The sequence below is a fragment of the Dysgonomonas mossii genome, assembly GCF_004569505.1.
Taxonomy (GTDB): domain Bacteria; phylum Bacteroidota; class Bacteroidia; order Bacteroidales; family Dysgonomonadaceae; genus Dysgonomonas.
The window spans coordinates 1-14,667 of record NZ_SPPK01000012.1; the positions used below are offsets into that span (position 1 = coordinate 1).

The 14,667-nt window shown below is 36.2% G+C and carries 21 protein-coding genes and 1 pseudogene; 7 read left to right on the forward strand and 15 right to left on the reverse strand.

Annotation, left to right across the window (positions count from 1 at the left end):
• Positions 1–306 precede the first annotated feature (306 nt).
• The 6 genes from E4T88_RS17000 to E4T88_RS17025 are packed head-to-tail and all read left to right on the forward strand — an operon-like array spanning position 307 to position 2,905.
• A complete protein-coding gene (locus E4T88_RS17000; RefSeq protein ID WP_050702535.1) occupies positions 307–567 on the forward strand; it encodes a hypothetical protein in 261 nt (86 codons plus the stop codon).
• Positions 554–787 (forward strand): hypothetical protein, encoded by a 234-nt coding sequence (locus tag E4T88_RS17005; RefSeq protein ID WP_050702536.1) that lies wholly within the window; start codon positions 554–556, stop codon positions 785–787. Before E4T88_RS17000 ends, E4T88_RS17005 begins: the two co-directional genes overlap by 14 nt.
• A 46-nt stretch (positions 788–833) precedes the next feature.
• On the forward strand, positions 834–1,247 hold the full coding sequence (locus tag E4T88_RS17010; protein ID WP_050702537.1) for a PcfK-like family protein: 414 nt from the start codon (positions 834–836) through the stop codon (positions 1,245–1,247).
• 11 nt (positions 1,248–1,258) lie between these two features.
• Positions 1,259–2,554: a PcfJ domain-containing protein gene (locus E4T88_RS17015; RefSeq protein ID WP_050702538.1), complete on the forward strand. Its 1,296-nt coding sequence runs from the start codon at positions 1,259–1,261 to the stop codon at positions 2,552–2,554.
• Entirely contained in the window at positions 2,551–2,736 is a 186-nt protein-coding gene (locus E4T88_RS17020) for a hypothetical protein (RefSeq protein ID WP_050702539.1), read from the forward strand. The genes E4T88_RS17015 and E4T88_RS17020 overlap by 4 nt, the downstream gene beginning before the upstream one ends.
• Positions 2,726–2,905, forward strand: coding sequence for a hypothetical protein (locus E4T88_RS17025; protein ID WP_050702540.1), 180 nt, complete (start codon positions 2,726–2,728; stop codon positions 2,903–2,905). Before E4T88_RS17020 ends, E4T88_RS17025 begins: the two co-directional genes overlap by 11 nt.
• Positions 2,906–3,100: 195 nt before the next feature.
• Here the strand turns inward: E4T88_RS17025 and E4T88_RS17030 are convergent, their stop codons facing one another.
• Positions 3,101–3,898, reverse strand: a complete 798-nt coding sequence (locus E4T88_RS17030; RefSeq protein ID WP_050702541.1) for a cation efflux transmembrane domain-containing protein — start codon at positions 3,896–3,898, stop codon at positions 3,101–3,103.
• Position 3,899: 1 nt separating this feature from the next.
• Positions 3,900–6,077, reverse strand: coding sequence for a TonB-dependent receptor (locus E4T88_RS17035; protein WP_050702542.1), 2,178 nt, complete (start codon positions 6,075–6,077; stop codon positions 3,900–3,902).
• 216 nt (positions 6,078–6,293) lie between these two features.
• On the opposite strand from E4T88_RS17035, the gene E4T88_RS17040 reads away from it, so the two are divergent.
• On the forward strand, positions 6,294–6,473 hold the full coding sequence (locus E4T88_RS17040) for a hypothetical protein (RefSeq protein ID WP_135107517.1): 180 nt from the start codon (positions 6,294–6,296) through the stop codon (positions 6,471–6,473).
• An 85-nt stretch (positions 6,474–6,558) separates the two neighbouring features.
• Here the strand turns inward: E4T88_RS17040 and arsM are convergent, their stop codons facing one another.
• The 13 genes and pseudogenes from arsM to E4T88_RS17105 form a co-directional block, all read right to left on the reverse strand.
• A complete protein-coding gene (gene arsM / locus E4T88_RS17045; RefSeq protein ID WP_050702543.1) occupies positions 6,559–7,377 on the reverse strand; it encodes an arsenite methyltransferase in 819 nt (272 codons plus the stop codon).
• Between the two features lie 15 nt (positions 7,378–7,392).
• Positions 7,393–8,427 carry an ACR3 family arsenite efflux transporter gene (gene arsB / locus E4T88_RS17050; RefSeq protein WP_050702544.1) on the reverse strand — a complete coding sequence of 345 codons (1,035 nt, stop codon included), beginning with the start codon at positions 8,425–8,427 and terminating at the stop codon, positions 7,393–7,395.
• A complete protein-coding gene (locus E4T88_RS17055) occupies positions 8,420–8,845 on the reverse strand; it encodes an arsenate reductase ArsC (protein WP_050702545.1) in 426 nt (141 codons plus the stop codon). Before E4T88_RS17055 ends, arsB begins: the two co-directional genes overlap by 8 nt.
• Before the next feature lie 72 nt (positions 8,846–8,917).
• Entirely contained in the window at positions 8,918–9,382 is a 465-nt protein-coding gene (locus tag E4T88_RS17060; RefSeq protein WP_050702546.1) for a GNAT family N-acetyltransferase, read from the reverse strand.
• 1 nt (position 9,383) lies between these two features.
• Positions 9,384–9,704 carry an ArsR/SmtB family transcription factor gene (locus E4T88_RS17065; RefSeq protein ID WP_050702547.1) on the reverse strand — a complete coding sequence of 107 codons (321 nt, stop codon included), beginning with the start codon at positions 9,702–9,704 and terminating at the stop codon, positions 9,384–9,386.
• A 300-nt stretch (positions 9,705–10,004) separates the two neighbouring features.
• Positions 10,005–10,601 (reverse strand): hypothetical protein, encoded by a 597-nt coding sequence (locus E4T88_RS17070; protein ID WP_050702548.1) that lies wholly within the window; start codon positions 10,599–10,601, stop codon positions 10,005–10,007.
• The gene (locus E4T88_RS17075; protein ID WP_050702549.1) at positions 10,598–11,362 is read right to left on the reverse strand and encodes a DUF1889 family protein; all 765 of its coding nucleotides are present in this window, start codon (positions 11,360–11,362) and stop codon (positions 10,598–10,600) included. The genes E4T88_RS17070 and E4T88_RS17075 overlap by 4 nt, the downstream gene beginning before the upstream one ends.
• A gap of 31 nt (positions 11,363–11,393) precedes the next feature.
• A complete protein-coding gene (locus E4T88_RS17080; protein ID WP_050702550.1) occupies positions 11,394–11,591 on the reverse strand; it encodes a hypothetical protein in 198 nt (65 codons plus the stop codon).
• A gap of 11 nt (positions 11,592–11,602) precedes the next feature.
• Complete coding sequence (locus E4T88_RS17085) at positions 11,603–12,211, reverse strand: hypothetical protein (protein WP_050702551.1); 609 nt, start codon at positions 12,209–12,211, stop codon at positions 11,603–11,605.
• A 78-nt stretch (positions 12,212–12,289) separates the two neighbouring features.
• Positions 12,290–12,742, reverse strand: a complete 453-nt coding sequence (locus tag E4T88_RS17090; RefSeq protein ID WP_050702552.1) for a PH domain-containing protein — start codon at positions 12,740–12,742, stop codon at positions 12,290–12,292.
• Between the two features lie 86 nt (positions 12,743–12,828).
• On the reverse strand, positions 12,829–13,428 hold the full coding sequence (locus E4T88_RS17095; RefSeq protein WP_135107519.1) for a M23 family metallopeptidase: 600 nt from the start codon (positions 13,426–13,428) through the stop codon (positions 12,829–12,831).
• A gap of 168 nt (positions 13,429–13,596) precedes the next feature.
• Entirely contained in the window at positions 13,597–14,055 is a 459-nt protein-coding gene (locus tag E4T88_RS17100) for a DUF3872 domain-containing protein (RefSeq protein WP_050702554.1), read from the reverse strand.
• 42 nt (positions 14,056–14,097) lie between these two features.
• Positions 14,098–14,544: pseudogene (locus E4T88_RS17105) on the reverse strand (conjugal transfer protein TraO); the annotation flags it as partial.
• Positions 14,545–14,667 lie beyond the last annotated feature (123 nt).

Here is a 14,667-nt window from a genome sequence, read left to right on the forward strand (position 1 = left end):
AAAATCCCCTGTTGGGTTACATTCCAGCAGGGGACATTTTTATTTTGGCGTAAGGGGTTAAACGTATTTTGGAAAAGAGGGTCAATTTAGACTTGGCAAAAGGGGGCAATTAACACTGGATTTTCCAGCCATCAAAGACGAACTCAAAGCAATGGGAGGAAAGTTTAACAGCAGACTGACCTTTAACGGAAAAAGGTTAGCAGGATGGATATTTTCAAAGTCGCAGGAGCAACGCTTAGCGTACTACTTTGGATTAAATTAATTATCAGAAAACTAAGGAAGTATAAATATAAAGCATAGGATATAATGAAAACGAATAGAAAAGTAACAGCTAAGTCTGTAACAATCAATTTCAGAAATTATGGCGAAATAACAATCCCTAAAGGTGTTTTAGTGACCAATGAGACGGCAATGGGAATAGATGATAAATACAATTTTGTAGATGAATTTGATTGGATTGATACCAACTACCCCCAAGTAGCACGATCATTAAAAATGGATGCTCAAAACTATGGAATAAACATACCCAAAGAACATATAATCACTCAAGAAGATGAAAACATTTAAAAGAGCAAACCTCCCCGAACAAATAAACTATAACAGCAAGGTTTATAAAGTTGATATTGAACTAAGTGCTTTGTATTCAATTGGTAGAACAAATAAAGTACCGAATGATGCTATAAAAGTCGAAGTATTAAGCCGAAAACTAAAAAGCAGTACCGATATATATAACAGACCTTACAAGCCTTCAATTTTCATATTCATTCCCATAGAGCCAAAGAAATAAAATAATAACAAGGGGCGGTAAACCTGCCCTACAACACCCCAAGATTATGAAAGCAACAAACCATTTCCAAAATACGATAAAGGCATATTTAGACAAACGTGCAGAGATAGATTTACTTTTTTCATTCCGTTACTCCCTGCCCGAAAAGAAGTTAGAGGATTGCGTGACTTATATCCTAAACCAAGTACAGAAAAGCGGTTGCAATGGTTTTCACGATGATGAAATATTCGGCATGGCGGTACATTTCTATGACGAAGACAACATCAAAATAGGTAAACCGATGCACAATGCACAGGTAGCAGTCAATCATGTAGTCGTATTAACAGCCGAAGAAAAAGAGAAAGCACGTCAAGAGGCTATGCAAAAGGCACAAGACGAAGCCTATCGAAAAATGACACAGCCAACTAAGAAAGCCAAAAGAGTAGCATTAAATCTCCAACCAAGTCTATTTGACTTTTAAATTATCGACCTATGAAACCAAAGAATAAACTCCAAAAACAAGTAGTAGAAGCAAGTAAAACATTGCCCAAACTTACCAAAACGCAAATCCAATGGGGATACGACCACGCTATGCAATATGTTGGACGAAGAACTGAGAAAGGAATTGTTACTTGTACCAAGTGCGGTCACTCGTGGCAAGGGATGGGAGAATTAGCCAATACCCTTTTGGGGTGCGAGTGCCCGAATTGTCAATCAAAATTAATAGCTAAGACCACCAAGAAACGAACATTTGATGATAGTTATTATATGAACATCATCACGGCTCACAAAGGCTATCAAGTGATACGCACCATCATGTTAAGTTATAAATCCAAAATAGGAGAACCGACAAAACTTTCATATTCCGAAGTGATGCAACGTTGGATTGCCCCCGATGGGAAACATTACACCTTTGCCCGACTTCGCCAAACGATGGGGACGTATTGTATTGATTCATGGTTTTTTCATACTCCATTAGAATTGCGAAACGAGAATAGCAACAATAAGTTTTACATAAACGTCTATGACAAAATAGGAAGTATGGGCGAAATCTATCCACCTCAGAAACTTATACCCGAATTGAAAAGAAGTGGCTATAAAAAAGCATTATATGGACAGAACCCTTTAGACTTATTCCGTACCCTACTGAGTGACAGCAGAGCCGAAACACTTATCAAAGCAGGCTATACAAAGCTATTAGAACGTATTATGAATATGGGTTGGAAGAATATTGACAGTTATTGGCAATCCATCAAAATAGCTATCCGCAACAAATACAAAATTGAAGATGCCATTCTTTGGTGCGACTATATAGATATGCTTCGATTCTTTGGCAAAGATTTGCACAATGCAAAATACGTTTGTCCGACTAACCTAAAAACCGAACATGACCGATATGTTATTAGGAGAGCTAAAGCAGATGCACAAGCCGAAATAGAAAAGCAAATTGCAAAGGAAGATTCATTCAGAGAAGAAAAAGGCAAATTTTTCGGACTTTCGTTTTCAGATGGTACTATCAGTGTTCGTGTCTTGGAGAGCATAGCAGATATAATATTGGAAGGAAAAATGATGCATCATTGCGTAGGTGGTTATTACTCAAAAGCCGATTCGCTAATCTTATCGGCTTGTATTGATGGCAAACGCATTGAAACAATTGAGGTATCAATTTCGCAATTAAAAGTTGTTCAAAGCCGTGGAGTATGTAACAAGAACACTAAACACCACAATAGAATAATACAACTTGTAGAGCAAAATATATCACTTATAGAAAATAGATTAGCAGCATGATGAAAGAAAATGTTTACACCTTATTTGTTGGCTTCCGAAAATTGGGAGAGTTCAAATCTATTTTGGAAGCCAAGAAGTTTGCTCAAAGTAGCAATCTGGCAGGAGCTTTTAACCTTCTTGGCGAGAATTATAGAGATAGTTGGTATGTGTTTAAATCAGAAACTAAAGACGATGAAAATTAAAAATATAACAGGGAAGTCCATCGAAGTTACAAATTTGAATAAGGCTATTAAGCAATGCAAATTGTGCAGGAATAGTCCCTTTCTGATGGATTCTGGACATACGGTTGGAGAGAATTACTCGTTTATGCTCCTGCAATTGGAAGAACTGAAACGAAAATTGAAGACCTGACGGCGGAGAGAAATTTCCGCCGCTTCTTTTTCCATGAGCTGTTAACAAAATTTTATGCGGAGAAAAAGAAGCAAAAATCCTGTCTTTCATAGTTTTATAACAATGATCAGTTCTTGAGAGAAGTATAATAACAAATCGGCAAATAAATAATCAAATAGAAAATCCACCTATTATCTATTTGCCGAACAAAGACTTTTAATTTCTAGCAAGTTTCAGTATCCTCAATGCTCCTCTTATTACGAAAAGAAATACAATACTACCTATAATAAGGTCAGGTACTTGATTATCTAACAACCATACCAATAATCCAGCAATAACAACACCAATATTTGTAATTACATCATTAGACGAACAGATAACACTTGCTTGAATATGGGCATCCTTACTTTTTGTTCGTTGGAGCAAAAACAGGCATATAACATTGGCTACCAAGGCAAGTATAGATATACCTATCATCGTTTGAAAGACAGGCATTTCCTCCGCACCTGTAAAGCGTCTGATTACTTCAATAAAACCAATTGCAGCCAGTAATATCTGAAAATATCCACAGATCAGAGCAACACGTTTCTTTCTGCTAATTGCTGTGCCCACAGCTAACAGACTCAGTCCATAGACAAAGGAATCAGCAAGCATATCAAGGCTATCGGCAACTAATCCCATTGATTTAGAGATAATACCCGTTGACATTTCAATCAGGAAAAAGCCGAAGTTAATAGCCAGTACAATCCAAAGGACTTTACGCTGTTTACTATCTTCCTCTACCTGAAATTCTCCTATTACTTCTGTACTTCCAATAAAGTGTGAAGCAAGATTTAAGGAAGCAAGCTGCCTTTCGATTTCCTGATAATCTCCTGTATGATAAACGGCCAGTATCCTGTTTTTCAGATCATATTCTTGCTTGGCAATACCCTTTATATTTTGAAGTTTCATCCGAATGAGATTTTCCTCACTCGGACAATCCATTTGCTCAATTTTAAAAATTGTCTTTTTCATTTTACAATTTAATTATAATACCTGCATTCAGGACAAAGCCGTCCAATGGTGCATAAATATCCCGAAACTCAGGTTTAGTCATCGAACCCGTATAAATAGTATCGAACCTTGTTTGCCGTCTGTCAGTAAAGTTCTCAAAATTAGCATATACAGAAAACTTTTCCCAAATACGTTGCATCATTAATCCGCAAATAAGGTAATCCTGCCCTGTTTTTCCGTTATTCAGTTTTTGCTTTCCTGTATAGTAGGCTTCCAATCCGATTTTCCATTTATCTTCTACCTCGTACATTAAAACAGAATTGATTTTATGTTTCGGGGTAAGGTTTTTTTGGTAGCTTCTTCCGTCTTCCTTAACATTCGCATCTGTATAGGTATATCCGAGAAACAGACCGAAATCCTTGTACGTTATTTTCATATTGGTTTCAGCACCTTTACTATCGACATGACCGTCTATGTTATTAAACTGCCATCGGCTGTTTTCCGCAGCTTGCAGTTCAAGCGGATTTTTAAGGTAGGTATAAAAGAATAGCTGATTTATACTTAAAAACACCTGGTCGCCAAATAAGCCCGCTTTATAAGTAAAATCGATATTTGCCCCATAGCTTTTTTCCAACTTGTTCTTATCATCATCTATCGGTAAGACATTTTGAAACTGGATGCGTTCGCTATCTTCTGAAAAGATGGTAGGTGCTTTATATCCAAATCCACCACCCACACGGGATGAGAACTTTTCATTGATCTTGAAAAGAGACGAGATACGGGGTAATACAGCAAATCCATAATCTGTAACGTAATCTGTTCGCAATCCGGTTTCTAGGTTCATCCAGTCCGTTATCTTCGTATTATTTTGTACAAATAAACCTACAGTAGTCATGTTGTAATCTCTCAAAGGAAAATCTGTCAGTTTCTTTTCAGTAAACTTATCCGTCCAAATATTTGCACCTGCTACCCATTCCGTTTTTTCTTTGGTATGTATATAAGAAACTTCCGAAAAAGAAGACAATTGCTCACCATCAAATTTAAAATCAGGAATCTCTAGCTTGCGGCTAAAATAAGTGACACTGTTTTTTATATTCAACCGGTTTTGTTTGTCAAAACGGTGTTCAAATGTAAGTTGGCTTGAATGTCTTTGTGTTTTATTCCTTTCAAAATAAGAATGTTCTTCATCTCCTTTCCCATCTACATATTTCATATCACCACCCAGACGGTTTTCTATCATAGAGTTTATACCGAAATTGAAATCTGTATTTTCAGATAAGTATAAAAATAGTTTAGGATTCAGTACAAACCTGTCAAACTTTGGGATTGCAGTAAAACCTACATCGGACGGATTATAAGCCCGGTTACGGTTATACGATGCAAATACAGTAGTACCCACTTTATTGAATTTCTGACCGAAAAAGCTGTTTACATCAAGCCCTTTACCTGTTGTCCCATTCAGGTGTATTGAAAAATCTCTTTTCTCTTCAGGTGTTTTTGATATCAGGTTTACCAGTCCTGCAATTGCACCACCACCGTATAAGGTCGACGAAGAACCTTTTATTATTTCAACCTGCTTTAAGTCGAGAGGTGGTGTCTGCAACAAGCCTAAACCGCTTGCTGCACCCGAAAATACAGGAAAACCGTCTTTTAGTATCTGGGTATATCTACCATCCAATCCTTGAATACGAATGGATGAATTGCCCGATATGGCTGATGTTTGCTGTGTCATAATACCCGTACTTTCATTCAGTAGCATACGGATATCTCCGGGCTTCATGACTCCTTTTTCTCCTAACTCTTCTCCATTTATAAACTCAATACGAGTAGGGATATCTTTAAATGTTCGGGTTCCCCTTGTTGAAGAAACAACTACTTCCTGTAATGTTTCTTCATCAGGTTCAATTTTGATAATAATAAGTTCGTCCGAAGTAAGCGGAAAGATAAATTCTTGTATGGTCTTTTCATATCCCATATAAGTGATTTCGAATTTCTGTTTCCCGTCCGGTATATTTGAGAGTACTGCTAATCCTTCAGTGTCGGAAGATGTGCCGTTCGTTGTGTTCTGAAGAACGATACTTGCACCGATCAGAGGTTCTTTCGTTTCGCAATCAATCAACTTGACGTTAAGCGTATTTTGTGCGAAAATATTGGGAAAACTGAAGGCTAAGAATAGCATCAGCATAAATTTCATTTTCATTATGATAAATGTTTTAAATCTTCAATTAGAAATAGCATGAAAGCTACGATACTACAAAGAATGCATTACCGTAAAAATTTTAGTATGGCCTGTGAAAAATAAGTTCGTTTATGCTTGTGGCGGTTGCCATATTGAAGATATAAAACCAGGTACGTCTCCTTTAAATACATAATCTGAGTTACAATCAGATACTAACCCTAATGCGATTGTTATAGGATGATAGAAACGGGCTTCAGGAAAGCCGGTACAGGTATTACAGTGGAGAAATGGAGAGCAACAACTGTAGTTGTTATCAGAGCAGTCATCACAAGCGTTGCTTGTATCATCTCCTGTGTTAAGTGTTTCCGTATGTATGGAAAGACATTTATCCTCAAAACAGCAAGGTATTACCGATAATAGTAATACACTTATTGCTAATATAAAAGATAAATATTTCATAGAACAAATATAAAGAAATTCATACGGAAAACGAGTCAGGAGTTTATGAATTATTTCTATAGCCTGTCACAGTAATAGAATAGATTCCGACATTACCGTCTTTATATTTAGCTATTGTCGATTCATCCAAATGCTCCTGTAAGACTTCATCAGGAATGACAATAGTTTTTGTTCGTTCAATCTTAATATCGGAAAAATCAGCTTTCTCTATCTCACCCAAATAATCCTCTCTTTGTATGGCACTGGCTATACAGCCTGCATACATGGAAGCATTATCTGTAAACTCTTTCGGAAATACACCATTTAGCACAACATCAGAAATACAAAAATGACCTCCTTTTTTCAATACTCGATATATTTCTTTGAAGATCTTATCTTTCTCTGGTAACAAATTCAAAACACAATTACTAACTACTACATCAATAGAGTTATCGGGTAAAGGCATATTCTCAATATCTCCTTCGATAAATTCGACATTGGTATAACCTCGCTTTGTTGCGTTCTTTCGTGCCTTTTCTATCATTTGTGGAGAAAAGTCAATACCGATTACTTTTCCTTTTTCTCCGACTTCTGCCCTGGCTATAAAACAGTCGTTTCCTGCACCTGAGCCTAAGTCTAAAACGGTATTACCATCTTTAATACCTGCATACTCAGTAGGCAATCCACAGCCTACACCCAAATCAGCATCGGCTTCATATCCTTTAAGTCCGCTGTAATCTTCGCTCATGATCGTAAAGACTTTTTTTGAAGGAGTAGCAGGACTCGTTCCACAACAGCAACCTGACTTTAGAGCATCGCTATTTAATGCTAGTTCGCTATATCTCTGCTTTACTAAAGCTTTCTTTTCTTCGTTCGTGTTCATATTAAAAGTGTTATTTTATTTATAATATTTCTTTTTGAGCCAAAAGGCAATATTTACCAACAGTATAAGTACAGGCACTTCGACAAGCGGACCGACTACGCCTGCAAAGGCTTGTCCGCTATGCAAGCCGAAGACACCGATAGCAACAGCAATAGCCAGTTCAAAGTTATTACCTGTAGCTGTAAATGCGATTGAAGCATTTTTATCGTAAGATGCACACATTAATTTTCCTGCGAAGAAGCTGAGGAAGAACATCACCACGAAATAGATTAATAACGGTATGGCTATACGCACTACATCCAATGGTATTTGTACAATCAGTTCACCTTTGAGGCTGAACATTAATACAATGGTAAATAGTAAAGCGATTAAAGTAATTGGTGAAATTGCAGGGATAAACTTATCCTTATACCATTGTTCCCCTTTTATTTTAACCAATATCAAACGGCTTAGAATACCTATCAGGAAAGGAATACCCAAATAGATAGCGACTGTTTCTGCTATTGTACCTATGGATATATCCACGATTGCCCCTTCAAATCCGAATAAGGGAGGAAGTTTTGTTACAAATATCCACGCATAAAAACTGTAAAAGAATACCTGAAATATACTGTTCAGGGCGACCAATCCCGCACCGTATTCCGTATTACCTTCTGCCAGGTCGTTCCATACAAGCACCATCGCAATACACCGTGCAAGACCTATCAGAATAACCCCAACCATGTATTCGGGATAATCGTGTAAAAAAAGGATGGCAAGTAAGAACATTAAGACAGGCCCGATAATCCAATTCAGGACTAACGAAATAGATAATATTTTTACGTTAGAAAATACTTTCGGCAGTTGTTTGTAATCTACTTTTGCCAATGGCGGGTACATCATCAGGATAAGCCCTATTGCCAGAGGAATATTTGTTGTACCGCTCGACATGGAATCTATGTAGCTGCTGAAAGACGGGATAAAGTACCCCAATCCTACACCGATAGCCATTGCAAGGAATATCCAAAATGTTAAGTTCTTATCTAAGAAACTCATCTTCTTTTTACTCATGACCTTTTATCTTATCGGTGTATAATTTATAAAATGCAGTTTTGATTTCATCCCTTACCCTGATATACTCGGATTGAATAAATTCGGGTGTTCCCGTAGCTTCGGACGGATCATCAAAACCGATATGTAGACGGTTCTTTACTTTTCCTGAGAATGCAGGACAGCTTTCATTTGCTCCACCGCAAACGGTAATCACATAGTCCCATTCATCATTCATATATTTCTCTACACTATCGGATCTATGGTGCGAAATATCCACCCCTGCATCCTGCATGACTTCTATTGCCTTCGGGTTTACTTTTCCGTTTGCTTTTGTCCCTGCGGAATAAACAGACAATGAAGGATCGAATGATTGTAAAAATCCATGTGCCATCTGGCTACGGCAACTATTTCCTGTACACAGAATTAAAATTCTCATATTGTTTATAATTTCGTGTTTATACTAACAGTTCCTATTTCGTCGAATAACGAATATGTATTAAAAAAAATATCAGGATAAAACTTTTGACATTTTATAGTTTGTCATAGAGATACCAATGCAAACGGTCTGTTGTTCCAGAATAACATAGCCTTGTTTTGAGAAGAAAGGCTCGGCTGTAATACTGACATCAGCAGTTATTTCTGAAATATCTTTCAACCGCGCATATTCTTCAATCTTTTTAAGTAAGAATGTTGCAATGCCCATTCCCTGATAGTCCTTATGGACAAACATAGAATTTAAATATCCTGCCAATTTTAGGGCCGCAAACCCTAATATTGTATCGTTTTCCTCGGCAAGTATAAAGTATTGCTCACTTATCCGTTCTTCCCATAGACTCGTGTCCTCTCCTCTTGCAGCCCAGCATCCGACCTGTTCGGGTGTATAGTCTTTTAAATTGACTGAAAGGATAGTTGAACGAAATAATTCCTTAATGGCAGGGATATCTTTTGGGGTTGCAAACCTGATGTCCATCATATCAGCAAATCTCGTCTGTATTCTGTAATTGGGTAAAAAAGCCACCAAAGAGTTCTTTGGCTTTATTCCAGTTCTCGCTGTTGATACAATATTTCACGGTGGGTAATGTAATTGTTCCCTGAATCAATCCTGCATCTTTCAGTTCGTTCAGATGCTGTGACAGCGTGCTTTTGGCAATCGGTAATACCTCTGACATATCGCCATGATAGCAGCATGACTCATTGGCAAGCATTTCTAATATCGCTATACGAATCGGATGCCCCAATGCTTTAGCAAAACGGGCTAATTGCTCCTGATCGGCTGTTAATTCTTTCTTTGACATAGACTCGATATTTATTATTCGTAAATATACGAACAATAATTAAATTCGCAAGATTACGAACTAACTTTTAGCCTAAGTATTGATTCATATAGTTAAAAATTTACAACTGCAAGTATTCTGGATACCTATCCTATTGTAAAAAAACTCTAAATATGATTTTTAATTAGAGTCTATGAAATAAGTATGATGTAGATATAATGTTCTTCATGATCCAATAATAAGGCTCTATGTGGAAGAGAAAGAATTAAAAAGAAGGATCGAAGTTTCTACTTTTGGGCTAAAACGAAACGAGGCAGTAATTTACAATTTCAATTCCGTTACATACAGCAATGGGTATGGGCTTGTTTGCTCTATTTTATTTATGTAAAACCTTGTATTCCTCTTAAAATTAACTTGATATTCTGGGACTGGAAGATCATGGATCGGATATATACATCTTGCTTGCGTTTGCTCTTTAGGTAAAGGAGTTATTAACCAAATCATTTTAGTCTCTGCAACATCTCCAAGATCATGTGGAGTAACAGTAAGATAATAGTTTATCTTGATTATGGAATTTTCCTTATAATTGTCTATATTACTATATGTATCAAATCTACCTAAGCATTCAAAATCAACAGACGGAAGTTTGTCCAGAACACTATCAAGTAAGAAAGAAAGAACAGATTCTAATTCGTTTGGTGTCCGATTTTCGATGAAATGTTGTTGAAATATTGAGGCTTGGTTTCCACAAAACATTAATATAATTAAATACTCAATATCTGTTATTCCATATTGGGTTAATTCCATTTTCTTATTTTGGGGTATAGACAATCCATTGGTATATTGTGATACTATTCCATCTGGTGTATTTGGATAGTATTTTTTTTCAAGTTGTAATAACTTTTCAATAGTAATCATACATTACTTTTAGCCTTCCATCTTTTATAATGGTTTTGCAAACCTGTCTTCTCTCCACCTTGAAAATATCTGCCATCATTAAGAGTGTCTATTAATTTCTCAACATCTTTAGCATGTCTTGTATCCCAGTTTAATTCTCTAATCAAATACGAACTGACTAACTCTGAATTTAATTCCGGTTCGTATTTATGTAAAGTCCGAATATAAGTTTTTGCTCTATCATTATCCATATGGTGGGTAATTCCAGTTGACATATTAATCACATTTGTCAATTCTTGCATCGCTATTTTTACTATATCACTTGGTTCTGGAAATTTTTCGCCATTCTCTTGCCCTCTTCCTGAAATCTCAATAGCATTCCACGTTTTAATCCATTTGTCAGTTAATTTTCGTAACCAAGGTATAGCTATTATATACTTAACCGAATGATAATCGTCTATTTTTAATATATCATCTGCATCAATGCCACAACATATAACTATATCTGAAGGATTGCCATATATAGCACCTTTATATGTCAACTTTGTTTCAAACTTAAAAAGAACAGGGCAATCATTAAATTTAACACCATTAAATAATTTTTTTACGGTTTCATTACCAAACAATCTATCAAACCACCCTGTATTTTGCTTTGTGTGAATATATAACACGATTCTTTTTACGTTAGAATCTTTTTTTGCAAGTTCACAAGCGAACTGCATAGCTAAACCATAAGCTTCATCATCATTCGCTTCTGTGTCAATGAAAAATTTTGTATTCATAATTTTAATTTATTATTAGCATCTAAAAACATTAGTCTTTTTCAACAAATTGATCAGGGATATCCTCCCAAGCACTACATTTTCTATATACTTGTTTTTTAAAAGTTCGAAACACTGCCCTAGCATCAAAACTTTGGTTAGGAAAATGCTCTTTTAATGTTGCTTCGAGTGCTTTTCTAAATTCAGAGTCTAAATGATCGACAACTTCTTCTATTTTTATTTTTGCCATAAGTGTATATGTTATTTGAAAGGATTAATATCTCTGTCAATCTCTTTTTTCTTTATCCAATCCTTTTTTCTTTCCTCTAGAGCTTGTAGAATCTCGGGGAATAACCCAATATTAAATTTATCAAAATCAGTAGCTAGATTTTTTAAGTTTGTTTCTATAAATTCAACAGCATTAATGGAGGTTTTCTTTATAAACTCTTTCCATTCTTCAGATAATTCCAGTCTAACATAACCAGTTCGGATTTTGAATTTTAAACTTTCACCACTAACTAAAGCTAAGAAAGAATTTTGAGAATACATTGTAGGTAATAAGCCAAAAAAGTCTTCATTACCTGTAATTGGTACTGTAAAAGTCGCAGTTGCAACTACATCTTTCCTTGGATAAGAAGCATAAGCATTTTCTTTATAGATATGTTCATCGCTATCTTCCAAATTTAAGGAAGAAGTTATGCCTTCTTTATGGATCGATGGAACTTCAACTCTATATTTTTCAGTAAGTTGACGAGCCTTATCGTTTAGATCCTCAACATTAGGTATACTAATATTGTTGATTTCAACTCTAAGACGTTCATATGTCTCTGCAAAAAGTTGTTCTACTCTTTTCTGGCGAAATAAATTCATAGCATTATATATATTTAGTTTTTAATAAAAAGATATTCTAAATTGTTTATCTGTAAGTTATCAAAGGTTACATGTTTTTTATCCTATCTGCATATTTATTTCCCGTCTGAAATCCAATGGATTGGCTATATACGGATAGGAACTTGAAACACCTCCTGTAGTAACAGTAATTGTTCCGAAATTAAATATCCGACCTAAGATACTTTGTTTTATATGAAGACCTTCACATTTCGCCAATACCAAATCTACAGCTCTGCGACTGATAACTCCTGTTTTAAGTATCACACGTTTGTTAGTTACTGCATAAGAAGAACCTACTTTTATTAGTATTCTTGACAATAACGATACAATCCCAAAGAACAAAATCAGCAAACCCGCATAATGAGTCATGGCTGATATTTCTTTAGGACTTGATGCTAAAAAAGCACCGATAATCAACAATATAATCGGTTGAACGAATAGGAAAAAATGCAGCTTTGCAACATATTTTATTTCTTCCCCGGATAGTAGATTTTTCTGTATGTAATTCATAGACTATTGATTTATTTCAAAGTTAGTTGTTTTTGTTAATTTTTGATATTCGGCAAGTAATATTTCATCTGTGATTTTAGTTTTTTCTATGAGAAATCATTATTTAAGTATTTAAATAGCAGGTAGCACCAACCTATCGGATTCAAATAACGTTTACCTTTCCTTATCTCATAGTGCAAATGGCTTCCTGTGGCTACTCCTGTGTTACCCATACAAGCGATTTGTTGAGTGATGCTTATCTTATCGCCCACATTGACCAATATCCAACTTAAATGAGCGTAGAATGAACGAAAACCACTGGCATGTTGAATCTCTATAAAATAGCCATACCCCGAATCGTAACCTATGGCTGTCACTGTTCCATTACCTGCCGCATACACTGGAGTTCCTTTTGCTTGTGGAATATCAATTCCCGTATGAAATTTTCGTCTTTTGTAGCATGGGTGCTTTCGCATACCGAAACCTGATGAGATACGCCCAGACTTCTTTATTGGAGATATTATCGGATAATCCGATAACTCATCAATAGTCATTTGTAAAGAATCCGCTATCTGATAAAATGCTGTAATGGAATAAATAGGCTTCATACAGTGTTCTATTTGTGATTTTCTATTTAAAGAATTGCTTTGCTGTCTCCATGCAGGCAAATGAAGTAAAGCGATCAATAGGATTGTTATATATTTCATTGTCTAGTCTTATATAAGACAAACGCCCAAAGAATCTTCGAGCGTTTGTCGGGTTGTTACTATTCAACTTCTTCATTCCACAGCTCAACGTCCGTTGGAGCAGTTACGTAAGCACAAATCATATTTACCCAAGTAACTATGTATGAGATTATCATCATTGTCATCATGCTATTCCGTTTCAGTTGGTAATTCTTCCTCGTCACCCCGGTCATTTTGGAAAGAAAATGTCTTTTGCACTACCTGTCCGTGGCTATCTTCGATGTACACATCTACGACTTGTTGGTCAGTAGAATGAGAAGTGTAATACATTCGAAACGTTTCCTTTTCCAAAAGATATAAATCGTTTGGTAGAAGTATAGTGCCATTATCGAGTTGTAATTGACCTTTGCCATCTACTTGAAAATAGCGAATGTAGAATTTAGTGTCTTGGAAGTTCCCTTCCTTTACAATCTGTGCACGGATCTCCGCCACCTCTCCCTGAACGATTTTTTTCTGAACTGGCATACAAACCAGATCAAATGCGTAAACCTTATTAATATCCATATCGCTACTACAGGCTAAGGCCAGCAGCATTATTGCTGCCAGCCATGCTGTTATTCCGAAAAAAGTCTTTATTCTTTTCATCATTATTGTATTGTATATTCTGTTAGACAAAAGAGACTGTGCCTCTTAATTGATTATAAATTTGATTCCTACACCGAACTGCCCGTGAAAATGCCCCGTAGAGTTGCCCCAGAGGATGCGTTTTCTCCCTGTAACAAGTAATACAACACGATCAGTCAGGTACGTTTCAATCTCCAGTGTGATAGCCCCGCCATAGATAAAAGCATCTTTATGTTGAAGTGTAGAGCCATCGTATAAAGTCTTTTCGCCCCAATTTGATGTTTCATAGCCTGCAAGGGCAGAACCACCCAACGAAAGGAAAACTGTTTTAGACGGATCAGTCAAAAAATTGTAGTAATAACCTCCTTCAGCCGTGAATTGTGCTATCGGTAATCGTTTTTCCCGATACGGGTAATAGCGTTCCAGATATTCCGCACCAAATACCCATTTGTTTCCGTTCTTCGCATAGGTCGCCATTGCCACACCGAAATAATATCCCGCTTCATTATTGGAAAATCCAGTGTTAATTGCCCCCTTTTGCCAAGTCTAAATTGACCCTCTTTTCCAAAATACGTTTAACCCCTTACGCCAAAATAAAAATGTCCCCTGCTGGAATGTAACCCAACAGGGGATTTT

Excerpts from the sequence above, each read along its gene's own strand:
- E4T88_RS17000 (WP_050702535.1), top strand. The coding sequence starts at position 307 with ATGAAAACGAATAGAAAAGTAACAGCTAAGTCTGTAACAATCAATTTC.
- E4T88_RS17005 (WP_050702536.1), top strand. The coding sequence starts at position 554 with ATGAAAACATTTAAAAGAGCAAACCTCCCCGAACAAATAAACTATAAC.
- E4T88_RS17010 (WP_050702537.1), top strand. The coding sequence starts at position 834 with ATGAAAGCAACAAACCATTTCCAAAATACGATAAAGGCATATTTAGAC.
- E4T88_RS17015 (WP_050702538.1), top strand. The coding sequence starts at position 1,259 with ATGAAACCAAAGAATAAACTCCAAAAACAAGTAGTAGAAGCAAGTAAA.
- E4T88_RS17020 (WP_050702539.1), top strand. The coding sequence starts at position 2,551 with ATGATGAAAGAAAATGTTTACACCTTATTTGTTGGCTTCCGAAAATTG.
- E4T88_RS17025 (WP_050702540.1), top strand. The coding sequence starts at position 2,726 with ATGAAAATTAAAAATATAACAGGGAAGTCCATCGAAGTTACAAATTTG.
- E4T88_RS17030 (WP_050702541.1), bottom strand. The coding sequence starts at position 3,898 with ATGAAAAAGACAATTTTTAAAATTGAGCAAATGGATTGTCCGAGTGAG.
- E4T88_RS17035 (WP_050702542.1), bottom strand. The coding sequence starts at position 6,077 with ATGAAAATGAAATTTATGCTGATGCTATTCTTAGCCTTCAGTTTTCCC.
- E4T88_RS17040 (WP_135107517.1), top strand. The coding sequence starts at position 6,294 with ATGATAGAAACGGGCTTCAGGAAAGCCGGTACAGGTATTACAGTGGAG.
- arsM (WP_050702543.1), bottom strand. The coding sequence starts at position 7,377 with ATGAACACGAACGAAGAAAAGAAAGCTTTAGTAAAGCAGAGATATAGC.
- arsB (WP_050702544.1), bottom strand. The coding sequence starts at position 8,427 with ATGAGTAAAAAGAAGATGAGTTTCTTAGATAAGAACTTAACATTTTGG.
- E4T88_RS17055 (WP_050702545.1), bottom strand. The coding sequence starts at position 8,845 with ATGAGAATTTTAATTCTGTGTACAGGAAATAGTTGCCGTAGCCAGATG.
- E4T88_RS17060 (WP_050702546.1), bottom strand. The coding sequence starts at position 9,382 with ATGATGGACATCAGGTTTGCAACCCCAAAAGATATCCCTGCCATTAAG.
- E4T88_RS17065 (WP_050702547.1), bottom strand. The coding sequence starts at position 9,704 with ATGTCAAAGAAAGAATTAACAGCCGATCAGGAGCAATTAGCCCGTTTT.
- E4T88_RS17070 (WP_050702548.1), bottom strand. The coding sequence starts at position 10,601 with ATGATTACTATTGAAAAGTTATTACAACTTGAAAAAAAATACTATCCA.
- E4T88_RS17075 (WP_050702549.1), bottom strand. The coding sequence starts at position 11,362 with ATGAATACAAAATTTTTCATTGACACAGAAGCGAATGATGATGAAGCT.
- E4T88_RS17080 (WP_050702550.1), bottom strand. The coding sequence starts at position 11,591 with ATGGCAAAAATAAAAATAGAAGAAGTTGTCGATCATTTAGACTCTGAA.
- E4T88_RS17085 (WP_050702551.1), bottom strand. The coding sequence starts at position 12,211 with ATGAATTTATTTCGCCAGAAAAGAGTAGAACAACTTTTTGCAGAGACA.
- E4T88_RS17090 (WP_050702552.1), bottom strand. The coding sequence starts at position 12,742 with ATGAATTACATACAGAAAAATCTACTATCCGGGGAAGAAATAAAATAT.
- E4T88_RS17095 (WP_135107519.1), bottom strand. The coding sequence starts at position 13,428 with ATGAAATATATAACAATCCTATTGATCGCTTTACTTCATTTGCCTGCA.
- E4T88_RS17100 (WP_050702554.1), bottom strand. The coding sequence starts at position 14,055 with ATGATGAAAAGAATAAAGACTTTTTTCGGAATAACAGCATGGCTGGCA.